The sequence below is a fragment of the Micromonospora sp. CA-244673 genome, from assembly GCF_050948395.1.
GTDB lineage: Bacteria > Actinomycetota > Actinomycetes > Mycobacteriales > Micromonosporaceae > Micromonospora.
Window position 1 is genome coordinate 6,952,640 of the sequence record NZ_CP192019.1, and the last position, 20,414, is coordinate 6,973,053.

At 73.0% G+C, this 20,414-nt stretch carries 17 protein-coding genes, 1 tRNA gene and 1 other RNA gene; 7 read left to right on the forward strand and 12 right to left on the reverse strand.

The features are described from left to right. Window positions 1–11 precede the first annotated feature (11 nt). On the forward strand, window positions 12–542 hold the full coding sequence (locus ACQP12_RS32015; protein ID WP_433283747.1) for a nitroreductase family protein: 531 nt from the start codon (window positions 12–14) through the stop codon (window positions 540–542). 24 nt (window positions 543–566) lie between these two features. On the opposite strand, the gene ACQP12_RS32020 is transcribed toward ACQP12_RS32015, so the two are convergent. Beyond that, window positions 567–1,553, reverse strand: coding sequence for an ArsR family transcriptional regulator (locus ACQP12_RS32020; protein WP_433283749.1), 987 nt, complete (start codon window positions 1,551–1,553; stop codon window positions 567–569). Between the two features lie 78 nt (window positions 1,554–1,631). Here ACQP12_RS32020 and ACQP12_RS32025 point away from each other — a divergent pair, with 78 nt between their 5' ends. Together ACQP12_RS32025 and leuA are read left to right on the forward strand one after the other, a co-directional pair. Then, on the forward strand, window positions 1,632–2,903 hold the full coding sequence (locus tag ACQP12_RS32025) for an MFS transporter (RefSeq protein ID WP_433283751.1): 1,272 nt from the start codon (window positions 1,632–1,634) through the stop codon (window positions 2,901–2,903). A 238-nt stretch (window positions 2,904–3,141) separates the two neighbouring features. Further along, window positions 3,142–4,893, forward strand: a complete 1,752-nt coding sequence (leuA, locus tag ACQP12_RS32030) for a 2-isopropylmalate synthase (protein WP_433283753.1) — start codon at window positions 3,142–3,144, stop codon at window positions 4,891–4,893. 39 nt (window positions 4,894–4,932) lie between these two features. On the opposite strand, the gene ACQP12_RS32035 is transcribed toward leuA, so the two are convergent. Beyond that, the gene (locus ACQP12_RS32035) at window positions 4,933–6,411 is read right to left on the reverse strand and encodes an MFS transporter (RefSeq protein WP_433283755.1); all 1,479 of its coding nucleotides are present in this window, start codon (window positions 6,409–6,411) and stop codon (window positions 4,933–4,935) included. A 139-nt stretch (window positions 6,412–6,550) separates the two neighbouring features. On the opposite strand from ACQP12_RS32035, the gene ACQP12_RS32040 reads away from it, so the two are divergent. Next, window positions 6,551–7,177, forward strand: a complete 627-nt coding sequence (locus ACQP12_RS32040) for an HNH endonuclease family protein (RefSeq protein ID WP_357942006.1) — start codon at window positions 6,551–6,553, stop codon at window positions 7,175–7,177. Next, the gene (locus tag ACQP12_RS32045; RefSeq protein WP_357941904.1) at window positions 7,159–7,638 is read left to right on the forward strand and encodes a hypothetical protein; all 480 of its coding nucleotides are present in this window, start codon (window positions 7,159–7,161) and stop codon (window positions 7,636–7,638) included. The genes ACQP12_RS32040 and ACQP12_RS32045 overlap by 19 nt, the downstream gene beginning before the upstream one ends. Window positions 7,639–7,740: 102 nt before the next feature. On the opposite strand, the gene ACQP12_RS32050 is transcribed toward ACQP12_RS32045, so the two are convergent. The 9 genes from ACQP12_RS32050 to ffs form a co-directional block, all read right to left on the reverse strand. Next, window positions 7,741–8,847, reverse strand: a complete 1,107-nt coding sequence (locus ACQP12_RS32050; RefSeq protein WP_151462318.1) for an ABC transporter ATP-binding protein — start codon at window positions 8,845–8,847, stop codon at window positions 7,741–7,743. Continuing rightward, a complete protein-coding gene (locus tag ACQP12_RS32055) occupies window positions 8,844–9,830 on the reverse strand; it encodes an ABC transporter ATP-binding protein (RefSeq protein ID WP_433283758.1) in 987 nt (328 codons plus the stop codon). Before ACQP12_RS32055 ends, ACQP12_RS32050 begins: the two co-directional genes overlap by 4 nt. A 43-nt stretch (window positions 9,831–9,873) precedes the next feature. After that, a complete protein-coding gene (locus tag ACQP12_RS32060) occupies window positions 9,874–10,914 on the reverse strand; it encodes an ABC transporter permease (RefSeq protein ID WP_433283760.1) in 1,041 nt (346 codons plus the stop codon). Continuing rightward, complete coding sequence (locus ACQP12_RS32065; protein ID WP_357941911.1) at window positions 10,911–11,918, reverse strand: ABC transporter permease; 1,008 nt, start codon at window positions 11,916–11,918, stop codon at window positions 10,911–10,913. The genes ACQP12_RS32060 and ACQP12_RS32065 overlap by 4 nt, the downstream gene beginning before the upstream one ends. A 102-nt stretch (window positions 11,919–12,020) precedes the next feature. Further along, on the reverse strand, window positions 12,021–13,691 hold the full coding sequence (locus ACQP12_RS32070) for an ABC transporter substrate-binding protein (RefSeq protein WP_357941913.1): 1,671 nt from the start codon (window positions 13,689–13,691) through the stop codon (window positions 12,021–12,023). A 334-nt stretch (window positions 13,692–14,025) separates the two neighbouring features. Beyond that, a complete protein-coding gene (gene recR, locus ACQP12_RS32075) occupies window positions 14,026–14,619 on the reverse strand; it encodes a recombination mediator RecR (RefSeq protein ID WP_091316841.1) in 594 nt (197 codons plus the stop codon). A gap of 8 nt (window positions 14,620–14,627) precedes the next feature. Continuing rightward, complete coding sequence (locus tag ACQP12_RS32080; protein WP_357942010.1) at window positions 14,628–14,936, reverse strand: YbaB/EbfC family nucleoid-associated protein; 309 nt, start codon at window positions 14,934–14,936, stop codon at window positions 14,628–14,630. A gap of 108 nt (window positions 14,937–15,044) precedes the next feature. Further along, the gene (locus ACQP12_RS32085; RefSeq protein ID WP_433283763.1) at window positions 15,045–17,894 is read right to left on the reverse strand and encodes a DNA polymerase III subunit gamma and tau; all 2,850 of its coding nucleotides are present in this window, start codon (window positions 17,892–17,894) and stop codon (window positions 15,045–15,047) included. Between the two features lie 107 nt (window positions 17,895–18,001). Then, window positions 18,002–18,092: signal recognition particle sRNA small type (gene ffs / locus ACQP12_RS32090), an RNA gene on the reverse strand. Window positions 18,093–18,174: 82 nt separating this feature from the next. Between ffs and ACQP12_RS32095 the strand changes: the two genes are divergently transcribed. Then, a tRNA-Ser gene (locus tag ACQP12_RS32095) sits at window positions 18,175–18,259 on the forward strand. A 114-nt stretch (window positions 18,260–18,373) separates the two neighbouring features. Further along, window positions 18,374–19,117, forward strand: a complete 744-nt coding sequence (locus ACQP12_RS32100) for an SDR family NAD(P)-dependent oxidoreductase (RefSeq protein WP_433283765.1) — start codon at window positions 18,374–18,376, stop codon at window positions 19,115–19,117. On the opposite strand, the gene ACQP12_RS32105 is transcribed toward ACQP12_RS32100, so the two are convergent. After that, window positions 19,107–20,336, reverse strand: a complete 1,230-nt coding sequence (locus ACQP12_RS32105; protein ID WP_433283767.1) for an MFS transporter — start codon at window positions 20,334–20,336, stop codon at window positions 19,107–19,109. The genes ACQP12_RS32100 and ACQP12_RS32105 overlap by 11 nt on opposite strands. Between the last annotated feature and the right edge of the window lie 78 nt (window positions 20,337–20,414).

Below are 20,414 nucleotides of genomic sequence, written 5' to 3' on the forward strand. Positions count from 1 at the left end.
TGCTTCCCCGCATGCCCGACCTCACCCCGCTGCTCGCCTTCCGCTGGAGCCCGCGCGCCTTCGACCCCGCCGCCGAGCTGACCGGCGACGAAGCCACCTCCCTGCTGGAGGCCGCCCGCTGGGCGCCGTCGGCCGGCAACGCCCAGCCGTGGCGCTTCGCGCTCGGCCACCGGCAGGACGAGACGTGGAAGCGCGTCCTGGTCAACCTGCCCGAGGGCGACCAGCGCTGGGTGCGGCACGCCGCCGCCCTGGTCGTCGGCGCGCACACCGGGGGCGACCCGGAACGGGCCGCGTACGACCTCGGCCAGGCCGTCGCCCACCTGACCGTGCAGGCCACCGCGCTCGGCCTGCACGTGCACCAGCTCACCCGCTTCGACCGCGCCGGCCTCGCCGCCGAGCTGGACCTGGCGGTCGAGGTCCGGCCCCTGGTGGTGGCCGCGATCGGCCGGCTCGGGGACCCGGCCGCGCTTCCCGAGGACCTGCGGGACCGGGAGACCGCCCTGCGCCGCCGCCGGCCGCTCGCCGCCCTGCTGCTGCGCTGACTCCGTGCGGCAGGCGCGGCCGGGTCAGGTGCCGCGCGCGGCGCGGAGCAGGGCGGCGCCCACCTCGGTGTTGCGGTAGAGCACGTGCCGCCCGGCCCGGGACCGGGCGATCAACCCGGCGGCGTGCAGCGCGGAGAGGTGCTGGGAGACGTTCCCGGCGGACATCCCGGTGAGCCGGGCCAGGTCGGTGGTGGTCACCGCCGAGTCGAGCCGGTGCAGCAGCGCGGCCCGGCCGACGCCGACCACCCGGACCAGCGGATCCCCGGGTGGGGTCGGGGCCTGCTCCCAGAGCGTCCCGACTGCCCGGACCGGGTACGCCCCGGCCGGCAGCGAGTCCTCCAGCAGGTTCCACAGCACCCGCCGGTCGGTGAACACGCTCGGGTTCAGCGCCAGTCCGCGCCCACGGAGGTCGAAGTCCCGCTCGAACGGGTCGTCGCTGACCACCCGGTCGCCCAACCAGCGCAGGCTCGGGTGCAACTGCGCGAACAGCCGACCGGCGCCGCCCTCGGCGAGCTGGGCGGCACGGTACGCGACGTCGGCGTCCAGCAGCGCCCGCATCCGCGTCCAGTCCGGGGCGATCGCCTCGTCGTACCAGATCCGCACCGCGTCGACGAGCTGCGGCAGCAGCCCGCGAGGATCGGCGAGCAGCGCCAGCCCGAACGGACTCAGCGGCCCTCGCGGGGTGGTCGCGAGCAGGTCCTGGACCACCACGTCCGGCGGCGTCGACGCGATCTGGTCGAGCTGGTCGGTCATCTCCATGCCCGGCCGGGCCGCCGGCGTGAGGAAGTCGGGTAGCCAGCGGCGCGGCCGGGTCAGCTCCACCAGCGGGCGGACCTGTTCAGCCACCTCCGGACGGCGCAGCGTCAGCCGGGCCCGGTCGATCCACGGCAGGTGCACGGCGTAGCGGACCGGATCGGCCAGCGCCCACATGCTCATGACCGTCTCGTTGGCCGGCGAGACGGCGAACCGCACTCCCGCGACGTCGGCCAGGCTGAACCGCAACTCGGACACGCGCACCCCCGGACGCAGGATTCGGCCCAGCCTAAAAGGCTCGACCGGAACGTGGGGGGCGCGGTTCACTCACCGGCCATGGGGGCCAGAGACACCATCCGCACCGCCGTCCGGCACGTCGTACCGCCGGCCGGGCTGACCCGCGCCCTGGCCGTGCAGGCCATGGTCTACGCCGTCGGCAACGGCCTGTTCCAGGCCGGCAGCGCCGTCTTCTTCACCCGGGCGCTCGGGCTCAGCGCCGCCCAGGTCGGGCTGGGCCTGTCCATCGCGGCCGGGGTGTCGCTGCTGGGCACGGTGCCGCTGGGCGGGCTCACCGACCGGTACGGGCCGCAGCGGGTCTGGGTTGTCGCGCTGGTGCTGGACGGGGCGCTCTTCGCGACGTACCCGTTCGTGGGCGGGTTCGCCGGGTTCCTCGCCGTGGTGGTGGCGCTGGCCGCCGTGGACGCCGCGGCCGGCGTGGCCCGGCAGGTCTACTCGATCAACGCGCTCCCACCGGCCGAACGGGTCACCGCGATGGCCTACCAACGCTCGTTGCTGAACGTCGGGTTCGGGCTCGGCGCCGCGATCAGCGGCCTGGTGCTGGCGGTGGACACGATCGCGGCGTACCGGGGGATGGTCTGGTTCATCGCGGCGGTCTTCCTGGTGACGTCGCTCTTCGTGCGGCGGCTGCCCCGGCTGCCCGAGGTGGCCCGGCCGGCCGAGCCGATGAGCCGGCTCGCCGTGCTGCGCGACCGCCCGTTCATGGCGGTGTCCCTGCTCTCGGGACTGCTCACCGCGCACCAGACGCTCTACCTGACGGTGATGCCGCTCTGGATCCTCACCCACACCGACGCGCCGAAGACGGTGATCGCCGGGCTGGTGCTGCTCAACACGGTCCTCATCGTGCTGCTCCAGGTACGGGCCAGCCGGGGCGCCGACACCGCGCCGGGCGCCGCCCGGGCGTCCCGCCGGGGCGCCCTGCTGATCGCCCTGTTCTGCCTGGTCCTGCCGGTGTCCGGGGTGACCCGGGGCACCCTCACGGTGGTGGTGCTGGTGGCCGCCGCGCTGCTGCTGATCGTGGCCGAGCTGGTCGAGTCGGCGGGCACCTGGGGGCTCACCGCCACCCTGCCGCCCGCCACCCAGCGCGGCGCGTACGTGGGGGCGTTCCGGCTCGGCACGCAGTTGCAGTACCTGATCGCCCCGGCGGGGCTCACCGCCCTGGGGGTGACCACCGGCGGCTGGGGCTGGTACCCGACGGCGGCGGTCTTCGCGCTGGTCGGGCTGGCGATCGTGCCCGTGGTGGCCTGGGCCGGCCGGACGCCGCGGCTGGGCGCCGTGGCACCGGAAAAGACCGTGACACCGGTCCCATAGTCCGGACCTGCCTTCCCACCACCCGTCCCACCACGTAGGGTGACCCTGTCATGTGGCGCGCGTACCTTCTTCTTGGCTGCCGCGACGAGGCCTGACCGGCCGGCACCTCGTCGCGGAGTTGAACCGCGCCGTCCAGCACATCCGAACTTCTTCTCGGCACCGCCGCGCACCGTCGCCCGGCATCTCGCCGACACCTTCCGATCTGCTGACGCCACATGTTCCCAGGGAGCACTCCGAGATGGCTCAACCTGTCACCGACGCCGAGACCGATCCGATCGCCCGCCAGCGCCCCAGCCGGATGCCGTTCCAGCGTTACCTGCCCTATGACCAGCAGTTCCGCTTCGAGCTGCCCGACCGCGCCTGGCCCACCCGCCGCGTCGAGGCCGCGCCCCGCTGGTGCGCCGTCGACCTCCGCGACGGCAACCAGGCCCTGATCGACCCGATGTCGCCGGAGCGCAAGCGCCGGATGTTCCAGCTCCTGGTGCAGATGGGCTACAAGGAGATCGAGGTCGGCTTCCCCTCGGCCAGCCAGACCGACTACGACTTCGTCCGGCAGCTGATCGAGCAGGACCTCATCCCGGAGGACGTCACCATCCAGGTGCTGACCCAGTGCCGGGAGCACCTGATCGACCGGACCTTCGAGTCGCTGCGCGGCGCGCGCCGGGCCATCGTGCACTTCTACAACTCCACCTCGACGCTGCAGCGCCGGGTGGTCTTCGGCCTGGACCGGGACGGCATCACCGACATCGCCACGACCGGCGCCCGGCTCTGCCAGAAGTACGCGGAGATCCACACCCCGGACACCGACATCCACTACGAGTACTCGCCGGAGTCGTACACCGGCACCGAGCTGGAGTACGCGCTGGAGGTCTGCGCCAAGGTCATCGAGGTGGTCGACCCCACCCCGGACCGGAAGCTGATCGTCAACCTGCCGGCGACCGTCGAGATGGCCATGCCGAACGTCTACGCCGACTCGATCGAGTGGATGCACCGGCGCCTGCCCCGCCGGGACAGCCTGGTGCTGAGCCTGCACCCGCACAACGACCGGGGCACCGGGGTGGCCGCCGCCGAGCTGGGCCTGCTGGCCGGCGCCGACCGGATCGAGGGCTGCCTGTTCGGCAACGGCGAGCGCACCGGCAACGTCGACCTGGTCACCCTGGGGCTGAACCTGTTCTCGCAGGGCATCGACCCGATGATCGACTTCTCGAACATCGACGAGGTCAAGCGCGCCGTCGAATACTGCAACCAGCTGCCGGTGCACGAGCGCCACCCGTACGCGGGCGACCTGGTCTACACCGCCTTCTCCGGCTCGCACCAGGACGCGATCAAGAAGGGCTTCGACGCGCTGCACACCGACGCGGCGGCGGCCGGGGTGCCGGTCGACGAGTTCACCTGGGCCGTGCCCTACCTGCCGATCGACCCCAAGGACCTGGGCCGCACCTACGAGGCGGTCATCCGGGTCAACTCGCAGTCCGGCAAGGGCGGCGTCGCGTACATCATGAAGTCCGAGCACCAGCTCGACCTGCCGCGCCGCCTCCAGATCGAGTTCTCCGGCGTGGTCCAGCAGGTCACCGACCACGACGGCGGCGAGGTCGAGCCGGGCACCATGTGGGAGATCTTCGCCCGCAACTATCTGGTCGACCACCAGGTCGACCCGGCGGTCACCCTGGCCGGCTACGCCATCGGCACCGCCGAGGGCAAGGTCGAGATCGAGGCCCGGGTCGGCTACGACGGCGAGGTCCACCCGCTCACCGCGGTCGGCAACGGCCCCATCGACGCGTACGTCAACGCGCTCCAGTCGCTGGGCGTGGCGGTACGCGTGCTCGACTACCACGAGCACGCGCTCTCCTCCGGCGGTGACGCGCAGGCCGCCGCGTACGTCGAGTGCGAGGTGGACGGCCGGACCGTCTGGGGCGTCGGGATGGACGCCAACATCGTGACCGCCTCCATCAAGGCGGTCACCAGCGCGGTCAACCGCGCCCGCGCCTGAGTTCGTCGAGCGAGAGGCCCCCCGTCGACGGGGGGCCTCTCACTTGTCCGGCGGCGTCGAGGCGGGCAGCGACGGGCAGGGCTGGGCGCCGGGTGCGGTCCGCTCCGGCCGGTGGATCAGCAGCCCGGCCAGCACCGCCCCGGCCAGCAGCAGGCCGGCGCACCAGAGCATCGCCCCGCGGAACGCGCCGGCCAGCGCGGCCTTCTGCTCGTAGCCGCCGCCGGAGAGGCCGACCAGCAGCGGCAGCGCGGCCACCGCGAGCAGGCCGCCGGCCCGGGCGGCGGCGTTGTTGAAGCCGCTCGCCACCCCGGCGAACCGGTCCGCCACCGCGGCCAGCACGGACGCGGTCAGCGGGGCGACCACCAGGGTGAGCCCCGCGCCGAACAGGAGGACCCCGGGCAGCACGTCCACCCAGTACGACGCCCCGGGGCCGACCCGGCGCAGCAGCAGCAGGCCGGCCGCGGCCACCACCGGGCCGACGGTGAGCGGCAGCCGGGGGCCGATCCGCGCGGCGAGCGCACCGGCCCGGGCCGAGCCGACCAGCAGCAGCAGGGTCATCGGCACGGTGGCCAGGCCGGTGAGCAGCGCCGACCAGCCGACCACGTTCTGCAGGTAGACGGCGAGGAAGAAGGTGAAGCCGCCGAGGGCCGCGTAGACGACCACCGTGAAGATGTTCAACACCGAGAAGAGCCGGCTGCCGAACAGCCCGGTGGGCAGCATGGCGGTGTCGCCGCGGCGCCGCTCCACCAGCACGAAAACCACCGCGCCGAGCACCCCGACCACCGCCGCGGCCAGCACCGCCGGGGAGCCGGCGCCACGCGCCGGCGCGTCGATGAGGGCGTACGTGACGCCGCCGAGGGCCAGGGCGCCGAGCAGCGTGCCCGCCACGTCGAACGTCCGGCCGGCTCCGGTACGCGAGGCGGCCTCGTCCCGGCTCTCCGGCACCCAGTGCAGCGCGGCGAACACCACCCCGACGGCCAGCGGCACGTTGACGAAGAAGATCCACCGCCAGGAGAGCGTGTCGATCAGCCAGCCGCCGAGGAGCGGGCCGAGCGCGGTGGACACCCCGGAGAGCCCGGACCAGGTGCCGATCGCCCGGGCCCGGTCGTCCGGGTGGAAGCTGGCCTGGAGCACGGCGAGCGAGCCGGGGGTGAGCAGCGCCCCGCCGGCGCCCTGGAGGAACCGGGCGGCGATCAGCCAGCCGGTGCCCTGGGCGAACCCGCAGAGCATCGACGCCACGGCGAACCACACCACCCCGAGCAGGAAGACCCGCCGCCGCCCGAACCGGTCGCCGAGCGCGCCGCCGAGCAGCACGAAGGCGGCCAGCATGAGCAGGTACCCGTTGACCGTCCACTGCAGACCGGCGACGGTGGCGTCGAGTTCGGCGCCGAGCCGGGGCAGCGCCACGTTGACGACGGTGCTGTCCAGGAAGACCATGCCGGAGGCGAGGATCGCCGCGAGCAGGGTGCCGCGCCCGGCGGCGGTGCCGATACGCAGCGCGGGAGCGGGTGCGGTCATGGGTAACCACTCTGCCGGGCCCTCCACTTCCGACGCCACGAATCTGGGAAACCGTCGCCGGGTACTGTGCGGACTCGCCGGGAGCACGCAAGCTGGAGAGGTGTCGTCTGTGCGTACGAGATCAGGAGCCCGTGCCGGGATGGCCGCCGCGCTCACCGCGGTGCTCGCCCTCGGCGCCACCGGATGCGTGCCGGTCGACGAGCCGGACACGCCGCCCAGCAGCGCCGGCAACGTCGACCAGCAGCTCGGTGAGCTGACCGTCGCCGCCGCCGGTTCGATGAAGGGCTACAGCCGGACCCGCTTCCCGCACTGGCGGGACACCGGCAAGAACTGCGACGTGCGGGACAGCGTGCTGCAGCGCGACGGCGAGGGCATCAAGCTCTCCGGCTGCAACGTGGTGGGCGGCCGCTGGGAGAGCGCGTACGACGGGCTCACGCTGGCCGATCCGGCCGACGTGGACATCGACCACATGGTGCCGCTGGCCAACGCCTGGCGCTCCGGTGCCGACGAGTGGGACGACTCGAAGCGCGGCGACTTCGCCAACGACCTGACCCGGCCGCAGCTCATCGCGGTTTCCCTCCGTTCCAACCGGGCAAAGGGTGACCAGGACCCGTCCCAGTGGAAGCCGGCGAACCGGTCGTTCTGGTGCCAGTACGCCGCGGACTGGGTGACGGTCAAGCACTACTGGCGGCTGACGGTGACCACTGCCGAGAAGGCCGCCCTCACCGACATGTTGGAGGGCTGCACATGGGCGAACAAGCCGTGACCGGGGCCGGCGGCGCGCCGGCGCCGGAGGGAACGCCGGACACCACCGGCGGGGACGCCGCGGCGGCCGCCGGCGGCGCGACCGCGCCCGGCCCGACCTCGGCCGGCATGACGGCCGACGGCACGCCGGCTGCCCCCGCCGACGTCTCCGGGGCCGGGATGTCCGCCGACGCCACCCCGACGGCGCCCGCGGCGGCCCCGCCGGCGCCCGGCGCCCCGGAACGGACCAGCGACATCACCGCCGGCCCGGGCGGGGTGATGACCGACGAGGTCGGCGTGGTGACCGGCGACCTGACGCTGCGCACCGAGTACGCCGACGGGCACGTCACCCTGCGGGTGCAGTACAAGGACGCCGACGAGTGGTACGCGGTGACCGGTGGCCGGGTGCCGCTGGCCGACCCGGCCGCGCTGGACGCCGTGCACACCGTCGCGGTGGCCCTGCTCCACCGCCCCGAGGGCTGACCCGCTCCGCACGCGACGAGGCCCCTTCCCCGCCCAGGGAAGGGGCCTCGCGTCGTCACGTCACGGCGTCGGGATCAGCCGCCCGGCGCGGCGCCGCTCACGTCACGGCGTCGGGATCAGCTCTCCGGTGTCGCCCGGCGCGGCGCCGTCGTCGGGCCGGACCAGTTCCGGCTCCACCTCGTGCGGCCGGATCCGGCCGGCCGCGATGTCCTCCGCGTAGTGGCAGGCCACCCGGTGCCCGCCCAGCACCTCGCGCAGCGCCGGCCGTTCCTCGGCGCAACGGGTCGGCTGTGCCCACGGGCAGCGGGTGTGGAAGCGGCAGCCGGCCGGCGGGTTCGTCGGCGAGGGCAGGTCGCCGGCGAGCAGGATCCGCTCCCGCCGGTCCTCCACCTGCGGGTCCGGCACCGGCACCGCCGACATGAGCGCCTTGGTGTACGGGTGCATCGGCTCCCGGTAGAGGTCGTCGCTGGACGCCTCCTCCACCAGGCCGCCGAGGTACATCACCCCGACCGTGTCGGCGATGTGCCGGACCACCGCCAGGTCGTGGGCGATGATCAGGTACGTCAGGCCGTGCTCGTTCTGCAGTTCCTCCAGCAGGTTGATCACCTGCGCCTGGATCGACACGTCCAGCGCGGAGACCGGCTCGTCGGCGACGATCAGGTCGGGGTCGAGCACCAGCGCCCGGGCGATGCCGATGCGCTGCCGCTGACCGCCGGAGAACTCGTGCGGGTACTTGCTCAGCGCCGAGGCGGGCAGGCCGACCGCGGCGAGCGCCTCCCGGAGCCGCTTGGCGGTGGCCGCCTTGTCCTTGGCCAGGCCGTGCGCCTTGAGCCCCTCGACCAGCAGCGACTCCACCGACTGGCGGGGGTCGAGGCTGGACAGCGGGTCCTGGAAGATCATCTGGATGCGGCGGCGCATCCGGCGCATCGACTCGCCCTTGAGCGCGCGGATGTCGGTGCCGTCGAAGACGATTTCGCCGTCGGTCGGCTCGACCAGCCGCAGCAGGCCCCGGCCCAGGGTGGACTTGCCGCACCCCGACTCGCCCACCAGCCCGTACGTCTCGCCCTTGTTGATGGAGAGCGAGACGCCGTCGACGGCGTAGACGTGACCGACGGTGCGGTCGAAGAGCACACCGCTCTTGATCGGGAAGTGGACCTTGACGTCGCGCAGTTCGACAAGTGGTCCGGTCCGCTCGGTCGACTCGGTCACGGCACCGCCACCTCCTCGGAAACGGGGTTGTTGCAGCGCAGGTCGCCGCCGGTCGCGGTGGGTTCGAGCGGAGGGGTGCCCTCCAGGCAGGCGTCCACCACGTTGTCGCAGCGGGGGGCGAACGCGCAGCCCTCGACCCACGGGATGTTGTCGGCCACCGAGCCTCGGATGGCGTGCAGCCGCTCGCCCCGCGGCGAGTCCAGCCGTGGCACCGAGTTGAGCAGCCCGTGCGTGTACGGGTGCCGCGGCCGGGCGAACAGCTCGTGCCGCGCGGCCCGCTCGACCACCTTGCCGCCGTAGAGCACGTTGACGGTGTCGCAGAGGCCGGCCACCACGCCCAGGTCGTGCGTGATCATGATCAGGGCGGTGCCGGTCTCGTCGACGAGCTGCTTGAGCAGGGTGAGGATCTGCGCCTGGATGGTCACGTCCAGCGCGGTGGTCGGCTCGTCCGCGATGAGCAGCCGCGGCTTGCAGGCCAGCGCGATGGCGATCAGCGCGCGCTGCCGCATGCCGCCGGAGATCTGGTGCGGGTATTCCTTGAGCCGCCGCATCGGGTCCGGGATGCCGACCGCGTCGAGCAGCTCCCGGGCCTCCTTCATGGCCGCCTTGCGGTCCATCCCGCGGTGCCGCTCCAGCACCTCGGCCACCTGGATGCCGATCGGAATGACGGGGTTCAGCGAGGACAGCGGGTCCTGAAAGATCATGCCGATGTCCCGGCCGCGCCGGTCCCGCAGGTCGTCCGGGCGCAGCTTCAGCAGGTCGGCGCCGTCGAAGTTGACCTCGCCGGTGACCTTGTTGCCCCGCCGGGGCAGCAGGCCCATGATCGCCAGGCTGGTCACGCTCTTGCCGCAGCCGGACTCGCCGACCAGGCCCACGGTCTGCCCCGGCTCCACGCTGAAGCTGACCTTGTCGACCGCGGTGAACGGCCGCTCACCGCGACGCTGGAACACCACGCTCAGATCGCGTACGTCGAGCAGGCTCATCGGGTCACTTCCTCACGGTGCTGGTCCTTGGTCCGCATCGCCGTCACCGCCGGCTCTTCGGGTCGATCGCCTCGCGCATGCCCTCACCCAGCAGGGTGAAGCCCAGCGCGACCACGATGATCGCGACGGCCGGGAAGTAGGCCAGTTCCGGCCGGACCTCGAAGTAGCGCTGCCCGTCCACACCGAGCATCAGGCCCCACTCGGCGCGGTTGATGTCGGGGTCACCGAGACCGAGGAAGGAGAGCGACGCCGCCTCCAGGATCGCGGTGGAGAGGGTCAGCGTGGCCTGGACGATCACGGCGGTCATCGCGTTGGGCAGCATGTGCCGGAGCACGATCGACCCCTGCTTGACGCCGAGCGCCCGGGCGGCCAGCACGTGGTCGCTCTCCCGTTGGGCGAGCATCGAACCGCGTAGCAGCCGGGCGAAGATCGGCACGTTGACGATGGCCACCGCCAGGATCACCGTCCACTGGCTGGACCGGCTCGCCATGGCCACCAGGCTGATCGCCAGCAGCAGGGCCGGCAGCGCCAGCATCACGTCGGTGAAGCGCATCAGGATGTTGTCGACCCAGCCGCCGAAGGCGCCGGCGATCGCGCCGACCAGCACGCCCAGGGCCAACCCGATGAGCGTGGCGAGCACGCCGACGAAGAGGGTCTGCCGGCTGCCGTGGATCATGCGGGACAGGAAGTCCCGGCCCAGCGGGTCGGAACCGAGCGGGAACTCGCTGCTGGCTCCGGGGATGTTGTCGACGGTGAGGTTCTTCGTCAGCTCGTCGAAGCGCTGCGCGGGGTCGTGCGGCGCGAGCAGCGGCGCGAAGATCGCGATCAGGATGAAGAGCGCCACGATGGACGCGCCGACGATCGCCGTCGGGTTGCGCCGCAGCCGGCGGAACGCGTCCCGGACCAGGCTCACGCCGCCCTTGTCGGCGGTGGCCTGGGCCAGTTGCTCCAGCCGGGCGCGCTTGCGCTCGCCGAGCCGGTCGATGCCGCGCGGCAGGGTCCCCTCGCGCTTCTCCTCGACGGCGGCGGGGTCCACGCTCTCGCGTGGGGTGCCCACCGTGGGCCGGGTGATCGGGTCACTCATCGCACACGCACCCTCGGGTCGATGAAGGCGTAGGAGAGGTCGACCAGGAGGTTGACCAGCACGAAGACCAGCGCGGCCAGCAGGATCAGCGCCTGGAGCACCGGGTAGTCGCGGCCGCCGCTGATCGAGTTGTAGATCAGCGTGCCGAGGCCGCCCCAGTTGTAGACCCGCTCGGTAAGCACCGCGCCGGAGAGCAGCGCGCCGGTCTGCAGGCCGATGGTGGTGACCACCGGCAGCAGGGCGTTCCGCAGGATGTGCCGGCCCCGGATGGTCTTGTGCCGCAGGCCCTTCGCCTCGGCGGTGCGGACGAAGTCCTCGTTGAGCACGTCGAGCACGCTGGCCCGGGTGATCCGGACGATCACCGCGAGCGGGATGGTGGCCAGGGTGAGCGCCGGCAGGATCAGGTGCCAGAGCGCGTCGCCGACGGCGTCGAACTCCCGCGTGAGCAGCCCGTCGAGGATGAAGAAGCCGGTCACGTCGGTGTTGTCCACCCCGGTGCTGATCCGGCCCGAGGGCGGGAACCAGTGCATGTTCTGGGTGAAGACGTCCTTGAGCAGGTAGCCCAGGAAGAAGATCGGGATCGAGATGCCGAGCAGGGTGCCGGCGATGCTCATGTTGTCCAGCAGCCGGCCGCGGTGCCGGGCGGCGAGGTAGCCGAGCGGCACGCCGAGACCGATGGCGATGATCATGGCGGCCGCGGCCAGCTCGATGGTGGCCGGGAAGGCGCGGCCGATCACCTCGGTGACCGGGTCGCCGCTCCGGATCGAGTTGCCGAAGTCGCCGGTCAGCAGGCGCTGCATGAACTTGGCGTACTGCACCAGGATCGGCTGGTCGTAGCCGAGTGCCTTGATCAGCAGGGCGCGCCGCTCCGGCGTGGCCCGCTCACCGAGCAGCGCCTCGACCGGGCCGCCGGGGAGGTTCCGCAGCCAGATGAAGACCAGCGCGGACAGCCCTATCAGGGTCACCACCAGCTGCAGCAGGCGGCGGACTATGACTCGCAACATCTCTCACACACCAGATTCTCGGTAACAGCGGGTCGGCCCGGGCCGGGAGAGAGAGCCCGGCCCGGGCCGATTCCGCGTACGGCGTCAGCGGTCAGTAGCGCTTCAGCCGACGCTGACGGTGTTGAACCGCTCGTCGGTCAGGGGGCTGGCGACCAGACCCTTGACGTCCTTGGTGACCACGATGGCCGGCGGGGCGTGCCAGACCGGCACGGCCGGCAGCCACTTGGCGGCGATGTCGCGGTTGACCTGCTCCCACGCGGCCTTCTTGCCGGCCTCGTCGACCGTGCCGTCGGCCTTGGTGATGGCGTCGAACATCTCGGTCATCGCCTGGTCGCCGAACTCGACCTTGGCGCGGCCGAAGAAGGTGCCGACGAAGTTGCCCGGGTCGTTGTAGTCACCGGTCCAGCCGAGGATGTGCAGGTCGTGCTTGCCGAACTGCTGCACGTCGTCCTTGTAACCACCGTTCCACGGGCGGGCCACACCGTTGACCTTGATGCCGACGGCCTGCAGGTCGTTGGCCAGGACGGTGAAGATCTCCTGCGGGTTCGGCATGTACGGCCGGGAGACGTCGGTCGGGTAGTAGAAGTTGAGCGTCAGGTTCTCGGCGCCCGCCTCCTTGAGCAGCTGCTTGGCCTTGTCGACGTTGTAGTCGTACTTCTGCACGTCCTGGGCGTAGCCGAGCACCGTGTCCGGCATGAACTCGTCGGCGACCTTGGTGCCACCCGGGCCCTTGGTCTGGACGAGCTGCTGGCGGTTGAGGGCGTAGGCGATCGCCTGGCGCACCCGCAGGTCCTTCAGCTTCGGGTTCTTCTGGTTGAAGCCGAGGTAGAGGATGTTGAACGCCGGGCGGTCGAGGACCTGGAAGCCCTCGCCGGAGAGCGCCTTCCGGTCGGCCGGAGCCGGGAAGTCGATGCCCTGGACGGTGCCCGCCCGCAGCTCCTGCTTGCGGGTGTTCTCGTCCTCGATGATCTTGATGACGAGCTTGTCGACCTTGGCCTTCTCGCCCCAGTAGTCGGGGTTCCGGTTCAGGGTGATCTCACCCTTGGCCTTGTCCCAGCCACCGAAGGTGAACGGGCCGGTGCCCACCGGGTGCTCGTTGGCGAACGCGCTGTACTCGAACGAGTCGCCGTTCTGCTTCACCGTGTCGGCGTCGTACTTCTTGAGCGCCTCGGGGCTGGCGATCGAGAGCGCGGTCAGCGCGAAGGCGCCGGGGAAGGCACCCTTGTACCGGTTCATCGTGACGACGGCGGTGCCGTCGTCCTTGGCCTCGCACTTGTTGTAGACCGGCTCGCCGACGCCCTCGGCCTCGTTCTTGGCGAAGCCGCCGAAGACGTCCGAGTAGTAGATCATCTGGGACTGCGCGGCGGCGCCCTTCATGTTGAACCAGCGGTCGAAGTTGAAGCAGACCGCGGCGGCGTTGAACGGGGTGCCGTCGTGGAACTTCACGTTCTTGCGCAGGTGGAAGGTCCAGACCTTGCCGTCGGGGTCGTGCTCCCAGCTCTCCGCCAGGGCGCCCTGCAGATCGGCCGTACCCGGCTTGTTCTGCACGAGGGTGTCGTACATCTGGCGGATCGGCCGGAAGGACTCACCGTCGTCGTTGAAGATCGGGTCGAAGTTCTTGGGGTTACCGGCGCCCGCGAAGACGAACGTGCCGCCGGTCTTGGCCCCACTGCTGTCGTCGTCGCGCTCGCTCTTCGCGCAGCCGGACGCCCCGACCGCCAGAGCGGCGGCGGCCGCGAGGGCCACGGCCGCTTTAAGCCTGCTCGCCTGCATCTCTCACCTCTGTCATGCGCATGTGTCCACGCCGAGCTGTGACTCAGTCCGTGTGCGGGAGGCTATGACACGACACACAGAATGCGGAACGCCCGCGAGGCAATCGCTATCAAGCCGACACCAAGTGGCCGGGTCTGACAGCTTCCGATCTCCCGACAAACAGGACTGTCACAGCCGAGAGCAGATAGTGGGATCGGACGGATCACCGCAAAACCGGCCAGTCGCCGGCCGGGTGGCGTGCACGTGGCGAATCGCACGCATCCCACATTCCGGATACGCGAACAAGGCCGGCCGGCCCCTTCACGGGACCGGCCGGCTTGTTCGTTCGCTCCGGTCAGATCGCCCGGCGGCCCTCGAACGCGCGGCCCAGGGTGATCTCGTCGGCGTACTCCAGGTCGCCGCCGACCGGCAGGCCGCTGGCGAGCCGGGTCACCGCGATGCCCATCGGCTTCACCATCAGCGCCAGATAGGTCGCGGTCGCCTCGCCCTCGGTGTTCGGGTCGGTGGCGAGGATCAGCTCGCGGACCGCGCCCCCGCCCAGCCGGGTCATCAGCTCCCGGATCCGCAGGTTGTCCGGGCCGATGCCCTCCAGCGGGTTGATGGCGCCGCCGAGCACGTGGTAGCGGCCCCGGAACTCGCCGGTCCGCTCGATCGCCACGACGTCCTTCGGCTCCTCGACCACGCAGAGCACCTCGTCCGTGCGCCGCGGGTCACGGCAGATCCGGCACTGCTCCGACTCGGCCACGTTGTAGCAGGTCGTGCAGAACCGCACCAGCTCCTTGACCTTGCGCAGCGCGCCGGCCAGCCGGTTCACGTCGGCGGGATCCGCCGACAGGACGTGGAAGGCGATCCGCTGGGCACTCTTCGGGCCGACGCCCGGCAGCCGGCCCAGCTCGTCGATCAGGTCCTGGATGGCACCCTCGTACATCTGCCGGCTCAGAAACCGGGCAGGCCGAGGCCGCCCATCCCGCCCGCGACCGGGCCCATCTTCTTCTCGGTCAGCTCCTTCGCCGCCTCGGCGGCGTTGTGCACGGCGGCGACGACCAGGTCCTCCAGCGTCTCCACGTCCTCCGGGTCGACCGCCTTCGGGTCGATCTTGATCGCCTTCAGCTCACCGGTGCCGGCGACGGTGGCGGTGACCAGGCCCCCACCGGCGGTGCCGGTCAGCTCGGTCTCGGCCAGCTCGGCCTGCGCCTTGGCGATCTGCTGCTGCATCTTCTGCGCCTGCTTCAGCATCTGCTGCATGTTCGGCTGTCCACCTGGGCGCACGGATGGCTCCTTCTCGCACTCGTCTGATCGGCCGCGCCCAGCCTAGTCGGGCGGCGGCACTGCTCCTTCGCGGTCGACGCGCGCTCAGCGCGCGTCGACCTCGTCGATCTTCTCGGCCCCGAACGCCTCGCGGAGCAACTGCACCGCCTGCTCCTCGCTGGACTGCCGGGCGGTCCGCTCGTCGATAACGTCGTCCAGCGGTTCGTCGCCCGGGTCGAAGCCCTCGTAGGCGGGCACCGCCGGGGCCGGGGCCGCCGACCGCCCGCCGACCGGACCGTCGTAGTCGGGGTCGTAGGGCGGCTCCCCGGCCCAGTCGGCGTCCGCGGTCTTCCGGGTCGCCTGCACCGCGCGCGGACCCTTGCTCGGCCCGCCACCGGCGGCGGCCGCCGCCGCGGCCGCCCGGGCCGCCGCGATCGCGCTGTTCTTCGGCGTGCCACCGCCCGCCGGCGACGGCGCCGTGCCCGGCGGGCGGGCCGGCTTCGGTACGGCCGGCGTGGCGACGCCCGGCGCGGTGGCGGCCGTCGAGCCGGCGGCCGGCGCGGTGGCCGTGGCCACGGCTGCCGCCCCGCCCGGACGGGCGGGCTCGGGCCAGTCGTCGCCCGTGCCGGCCGGCGAGGCCGCGTCGTTCCCCGCCGGCTGTCCGGAACCACCGGGTCGGGCCGGCTCCGGCCAGTCCTCCTCGCCGTCGTCCCCGCCGGCACCCGTCCCGGGCGTAGCCGGGCCGGCCGGCCGGCGGGCCGAACCACCGGACGGCTCCGACCCGCGGGCGGCCCCGCCGGACGGGCCGGCGGTCCCGCGCCGGCCCTGCTCCGACCGCTGGGCGGCTTCGCCGGACGGGCCGGCGGCGTTCCCGGCCGAGCCACCGGCAAGGTTCGCCGGGGAGCCGGACGGGCCCGCGGTGTCCCCGGACCGATCCCCGGCGTGGTTCCCAGGTGCGTCGGCCGGGTCGGCCGAGCGGGCCGGGCCAGCGGCGGAACGGGCGGGTGCGGCATCCACCCCGGCCGCCGGAGCCGGGTCGGAGGACGCCGCGCGGGACGAGCCCGAGGGGCGGGCCGGGCCGCCGAGCGAGGCCGCGCCCCGCTCGCCGGCCACCTCGCACCGGATCTGCCAGCGGCCGCCCAGCTCCTCGTAGAGCGCGTCGGTGAGCACGGCGGCGTGGTCGGCCATCATCTTCGCCAGCACCGTCGACTTCACGGTCAGCACCAGCGTGTCGCCGTCCAGGTCGCGGACCACCGCGTCGCGCATCAGCGCCGCGATCCGCTTGTTGCTCCGGTTGACCTTACCGACCACCTCGGGCCAGACCCGGCGCACCGCGACGGCGTCCAGCGCGCCGGCCGGGGCCGCGCCGGGGCGCGGCGGCTCCGGGGTAGCCGGATCGGGCAGCACCGCCGAGGCGGGGACCGGACGCCGGGCGGGAGCACCGGACGCCGGGCCGCCGGCCGTCGGGCCGCCGGGCGCGCGGTCGGTCGGACCCGGGGCCGGCTGGGCCGGGCCGGGCCGGGCCGCGGGACGGGCCTCCGGACCGGGCTGGGCGGGACCGCTCTCGGCCGGGTCGGCGGGGCGGGCAGCCGGGGTCGAGCGGGCACCGGCCGCCGCGGCGGCCGCGCGGGCGGCGGCCGCCCCGCCGGGAGCGCCGGCAGCCGCCGGCGTGCCGGCGGACTCCGGGTCGGGCGCGGCGGCAGCCGCGGTCGGGGCGGGAGACGCCGGGCGTACCTCCGGGACGACGGCGGCCGGCGCGGAGCCGGCGGCGGCCGGCGGCGGCTCGGCGCCACCCAGGGTGAGCCGGCGCTCCATGCGCTCCAGACGCTGGAGCAGGCCACCGGACGAGTCGTCGACGCCGGGCAGCAGCATCCGGGCGCAGATCAGCTCCAGCAGCAGCCGGGGCGCGGTGGTGCCGCGCATCTCGACCAGACCGTTGTGCACGATGTCGGCGCAGCGGGACAGGGTCGCCGGGCCGAGCCGCTGGGCCTGGGCGGCCATCCGCTCGATCTGGTCGTCGGGGCCGTCGATCAGGCCCTTGGCGGCGGCGTCCGGCACCTGCTGCATGACCATCAGGTCGCGCAGCCGTTCCAGCAGGTCGGAGGCGAACCGGCGCAGGTCGTGCCCGGCCTCGGCGACCCGGTCGACGGTGGCGTACGCGGCGGCGCCGTCCCCGGCGGCGAGCGCGTCACACATCTCGTCGATAAGCGCGGCGTCGGTGACCCCGAGCAGCGCGGCGGCCCGGGCGTAGCCGACGCCCTCGGGGCCGGCACCCGCGATGAGCTGATCGAGCACGGAGAGGCTGTCCCGCATGCTGCCGCCGCCGGCGCGCACCACCAGCGGGAAGACCGCCGGCTCGACCTTGACCCCCTCCGCCTCGCAGAGCTGCTCCAGGTAGGGCCGGACCACCTTCGGCGGGAACAGCCGGAACGGGTAGTGGTGGGTCCGCGACTTGATCGTGCCGAGGACCTTCTCCGGCTCGGTCGTGGCGAAGATGAACTTGACGTACTCCGGAGGCTCCTCGACCAGCTTGAGCAGGGCGTTGAAGCCGGCCGACGAGACCATGTGCGCCTCGTCGATGATATAGATCTTGAAGCGGCTGCGGGCCGGCGCGAAGAACGCCTTCTCGCGCAGCTCCCGGGCGTCGTCAACGCCGCCGTGGCTGGCCGCGTCGATCTCGATGACGTCGATCGACCCGCCGCCGTCGGGGGCCAGCGAGCGGCACGAGTAGCACTGCCCGCACGGCTCGGGGGTGGGGCCCTGATCGCAGTTGAGCGAGCGGGCCAGGATCCGGGCGCTGGAGGTCTTGCCGCAGCCTCTCGGACCGGAGAAGAGGTAGGCGTGGTTGAGCCGGCCGCTGCGCAGCGCCTGTGACAGCGGCTCGGTGACCTGCTCCTGGCCGATCATCTCGGCGAACGTACGCGGCCGGTACTTGCGGTAAAGGGCCAGTGCCACCCGTCCCGCCTCCTCTCGACCGAGCCATTCTGCGCCGGTCGGCCCCGGGTGACCACCCACCACCCCGTGACCCGACCCGCAGCGACGTTACCGGGACCCGGAGACAGAAAGGCCCCCCGTGCACCCGTCAGAGCCCGCTTATCCTTGCTGCCTTCCGGCCCTGGGGAGGTTCACGAGATGCACGCCGCACGGGGGGTGCCGCCAAGCCTACCCGACGCGGGGTGGATCTTCAGGGGGTGGTGGGGTGGCTCGCCGGTCGGAGACCTGTATCCTGGCTCGCGGAGGATTCGCCTAGAGGCCTAGGGCGCACGCTTGGAAAGCGTGTTGGGTTAACACCCTCACGAGTTCGAATCTCGTATCCTCCGCCGTCGACGAAGGGCCGGCCCCGCTCAGGGCTGGCCCTTCGCCGTTTCCCGGTCGCCCAACGCGGCGTCTGATCGCCGCCAGACTCTCCGTCCGCCGCCGACCAGGCTTGTGGCATGAACGGAGTTCTGGACGGAAAAGTGGCATTGGTGACCGGCGGCAGCCGGGGTATCGGGGCGGCGGTGGCGCTACGGCTCGCCCGGGAGGGCGCCGACGTGGCGCTGACCTACGAGCGGCGCGCCGACCGGGCGGCCGAGCTGGTGGAGCAGATCAAGGCGGTGGGCCGGCGCGCCCTGGCGGTGCCGGCCGACAGCGCCGACCCGGCGGCGGTGCGGGCGGCGGTCGACCGCGTGGCCGGGGAGTTCGGCCGGCTGGACGTGCTGGTCAACAACGCCGGGGTGTTCCTGACCGGCCCGCTGGGCGAGCTGGGCACGGACGAGGTCGAGCGGACGATCGCGGTCAACGTGCGGGCGCCGTTCGTGTTCGCCCAGGCGGCGGTCCCACACATGACCGACGGCGGGCGGATCGTGAACATCGGCAGCAACGTGGCCGAGCGGGCGATCTTCCCCGGTCTCGCGCTCTACTCGATGAGCAAGACCGCCCTGCTCGGCCTGACCCGGGGCCTCGCCCGGGAGCTGGGCGGCCGGGGGATCACCGCGAACCTGGTCAACCCCGGGCCGACCGACACCGACGCGAACCCGGCGGACGGGCCGAACGCGGAGGCGATCCGGGGCTTCACGGCCCTGGGCCGCTACGCCGCCCCGGCCGAGATCGCCGCCGTCGTGGCCTTCCTGGCCGGGCCGGACGGCGGGTACGTGACCGGCGCGACGATCAACGCGGACGGCGGCTTCACGAGCTGACCGGCGTCGCGGCAGGGGCCGGCTCCACCTCGGCCGGCCCCTGCCGGGGTACGCGCAGCGCCCAGCCGGCGACCAGCACCGCGCCGGCCGCCGCGGCCGACAGGACCACCCGGTGGTCGACCAGTTCCAGCAGGCCGGCGCCGGCCAGGACGGCGAGCGTGCCGGGGCCGAAGGTCAGTGTGTTCACCGTCGCGGATACCCGCCCGACCAGCACGTTCGGCGTCTCCCGCTGCACGGCGGTCCAGACGGTGATCAGCACGAGCGGCACCCCGAACCCGACCGCCAGGGTGCCGGCGGCCACCGGCACGAGGGCGGGCACCGCACGCAGCGCCAGCCCGGCGGCGAGGGCCGCGACCGCCACCGCGGTCAGACGGCGGTCGCCGAGCCGGCGCAGCAGCGTCCCGGCGGCCAGGCCACCGGCCAGGGCCCCGACGCCCTGCACGGTGGCGAGCACCCCGTTGAACTCCGGCGGCCGGTGCAGGCCGGCGTCCACGACGGCGTACGCGACGGCACCGTTGATCCCGGTCAGCAGCAGCGTCGCGCCGGCGCAGGCGACGAGGTGGCGCAGGGCCGCGTGCCGGCGTAGGTGCCCGAGTCCTTCGGCGAGCTGGCGGGTCCAGGGTTCGGGCGGCGGTGGGGGCGCCTCGCGTACCCGGAGGAGGGCGAGCAGCAGCGCGGCGAGGGCGAAGGTGGCGGCGTCGAGCAGCACCACGGGCGGCCCGCCGTACGCGGCGAAGAGGCCGGCGCCGGCCAGCGGGGCGACCAGCTTCATGCCCTCGTTGACCGTCGTCCGGAGCCCGTTGAAGTCGCCGAGCAGCTCGCCCGGGACCACGGCCGGCACGAGCGCCGCCTCGGCCGAGTCGATCAGCACGAAGCTCACCCCGTACGCGACCATCACCGCGAAGATCAGCCAGACCCGGGCGGCGGAGTCGACGAGCAGCAGCACCGGCAGCAGGGCGGCCATGGCCAGGTGCAGGGCGATCAGCAGCGGCCGGCGGCGGAACCGGTCGGCGAGCACCCCGATGAGCGGGGCGACCAGGGTGGGCCCCCAGGTGCCGAGGGTGACCAGCCCGGCGAGGCTGCTCGACCCGGTCAGGTCCTTCACCCAGATGCCGGCCACCAGGAGCATGGCGGCCGTGCCGAAGCCGGACACCAGCACGCCGGCCAGGTAGCGGCCGGCGTCGCGGTTGCCCAGCACCCTGGTCGTACCCCAGCTCATGGCACCTCCCCCGTGCGGTGCGATTCTGTCCACACCCGACCCCCAAGTCAATGCTTGGGGGTGGGCGCGATGGGTGGG

What these genes read in the sequence shown, in the direction of transcription:
- ACQP12_RS32015 (WP_433283747.1), top strand. Translation starts at nt 12, where the DNA reads ATGCCCGACCTCACCCCGCTGCTCGCCTTCCGCTGGAGCCCGCGCGCC.
- ACQP12_RS32025 (WP_433283751.1), top strand. Translation starts at nt 1,632, where the DNA reads ATGGGGGCCAGAGACACCATCCGCACCGCCGTCCGGCACGTCGTACCG.
- leuA (WP_433283753.1), top strand. Translation starts at nt 3,142, where the DNA reads ATGGCTCAACCTGTCACCGACGCCGAGACCGATCCGATCGCCCGCCAG.
- ACQP12_RS32035 (WP_433283755.1), bottom strand. Translation starts at nt 6,411, where the DNA reads ATGACCGCACCCGCTCCCGCGCTGCGTATCGGCACCGCCGCCGGGCGC.
- ACQP12_RS32040 (WP_357942006.1), top strand. Translation starts at nt 6,551, where the DNA reads ATGGCCGCCGCGCTCACCGCGGTGCTCGCCCTCGGCGCCACCGGATGC.
- ACQP12_RS32045 (WP_357941904.1), top strand. Translation starts at nt 7,159, where the DNA reads ATGGGCGAACAAGCCGTGACCGGGGCCGGCGGCGCGCCGGCGCCGGAG.
- ACQP12_RS32055 (WP_433283758.1), bottom strand. Translation starts at nt 9,830, where the DNA reads ATGAGCCTGCTCGACGTACGCGATCTGAGCGTGGTGTTCCAGCGTCGC.
- ACQP12_RS32060 (WP_433283760.1), bottom strand. Translation starts at nt 10,914, where the DNA reads ATGAGTGACCCGATCACCCGGCCCACGGTGGGCACCCCACGCGAGAGC.
- ACQP12_RS32065 (WP_357941911.1), bottom strand. Translation starts at nt 11,918, where the DNA reads ATGTTGCGAGTCATAGTCCGCCGCCTGCTGCAGCTGGTGGTGACCCTG.
- ACQP12_RS32070 (WP_357941913.1), bottom strand. Translation starts at nt 13,691, where the DNA reads ATGCAGGCGAGCAGGCTTAAAGCGGCCGTGGCCCTCGCGGCCGCCGCC.
- recR (WP_091316841.1), bottom strand. Translation starts at nt 14,619, where the DNA reads ATGTACGAGGGTGCCATCCAGGACCTGATCGACGAGCTGGGCCGGCTG.
- ACQP12_RS32080 (WP_357942010.1), bottom strand. Translation starts at nt 14,936, where the DNA reads ATGCAGCAGATGCTGAAGCAGGCGCAGAAGATGCAGCAGCAGATCGCC.
- ACQP12_RS32100 (WP_433283765.1), top strand. Translation starts at nt 18,374, where the DNA reads ATGAACGGAGTTCTGGACGGAAAAGTGGCATTGGTGACCGGCGGCAGC.
- ACQP12_RS32105 (WP_433283767.1), bottom strand. Translation starts at nt 20,336, where the DNA reads ATGAGCTGGGGTACGACCAGGGTGCTGGGCAACCGCGACGCCGGCCGC.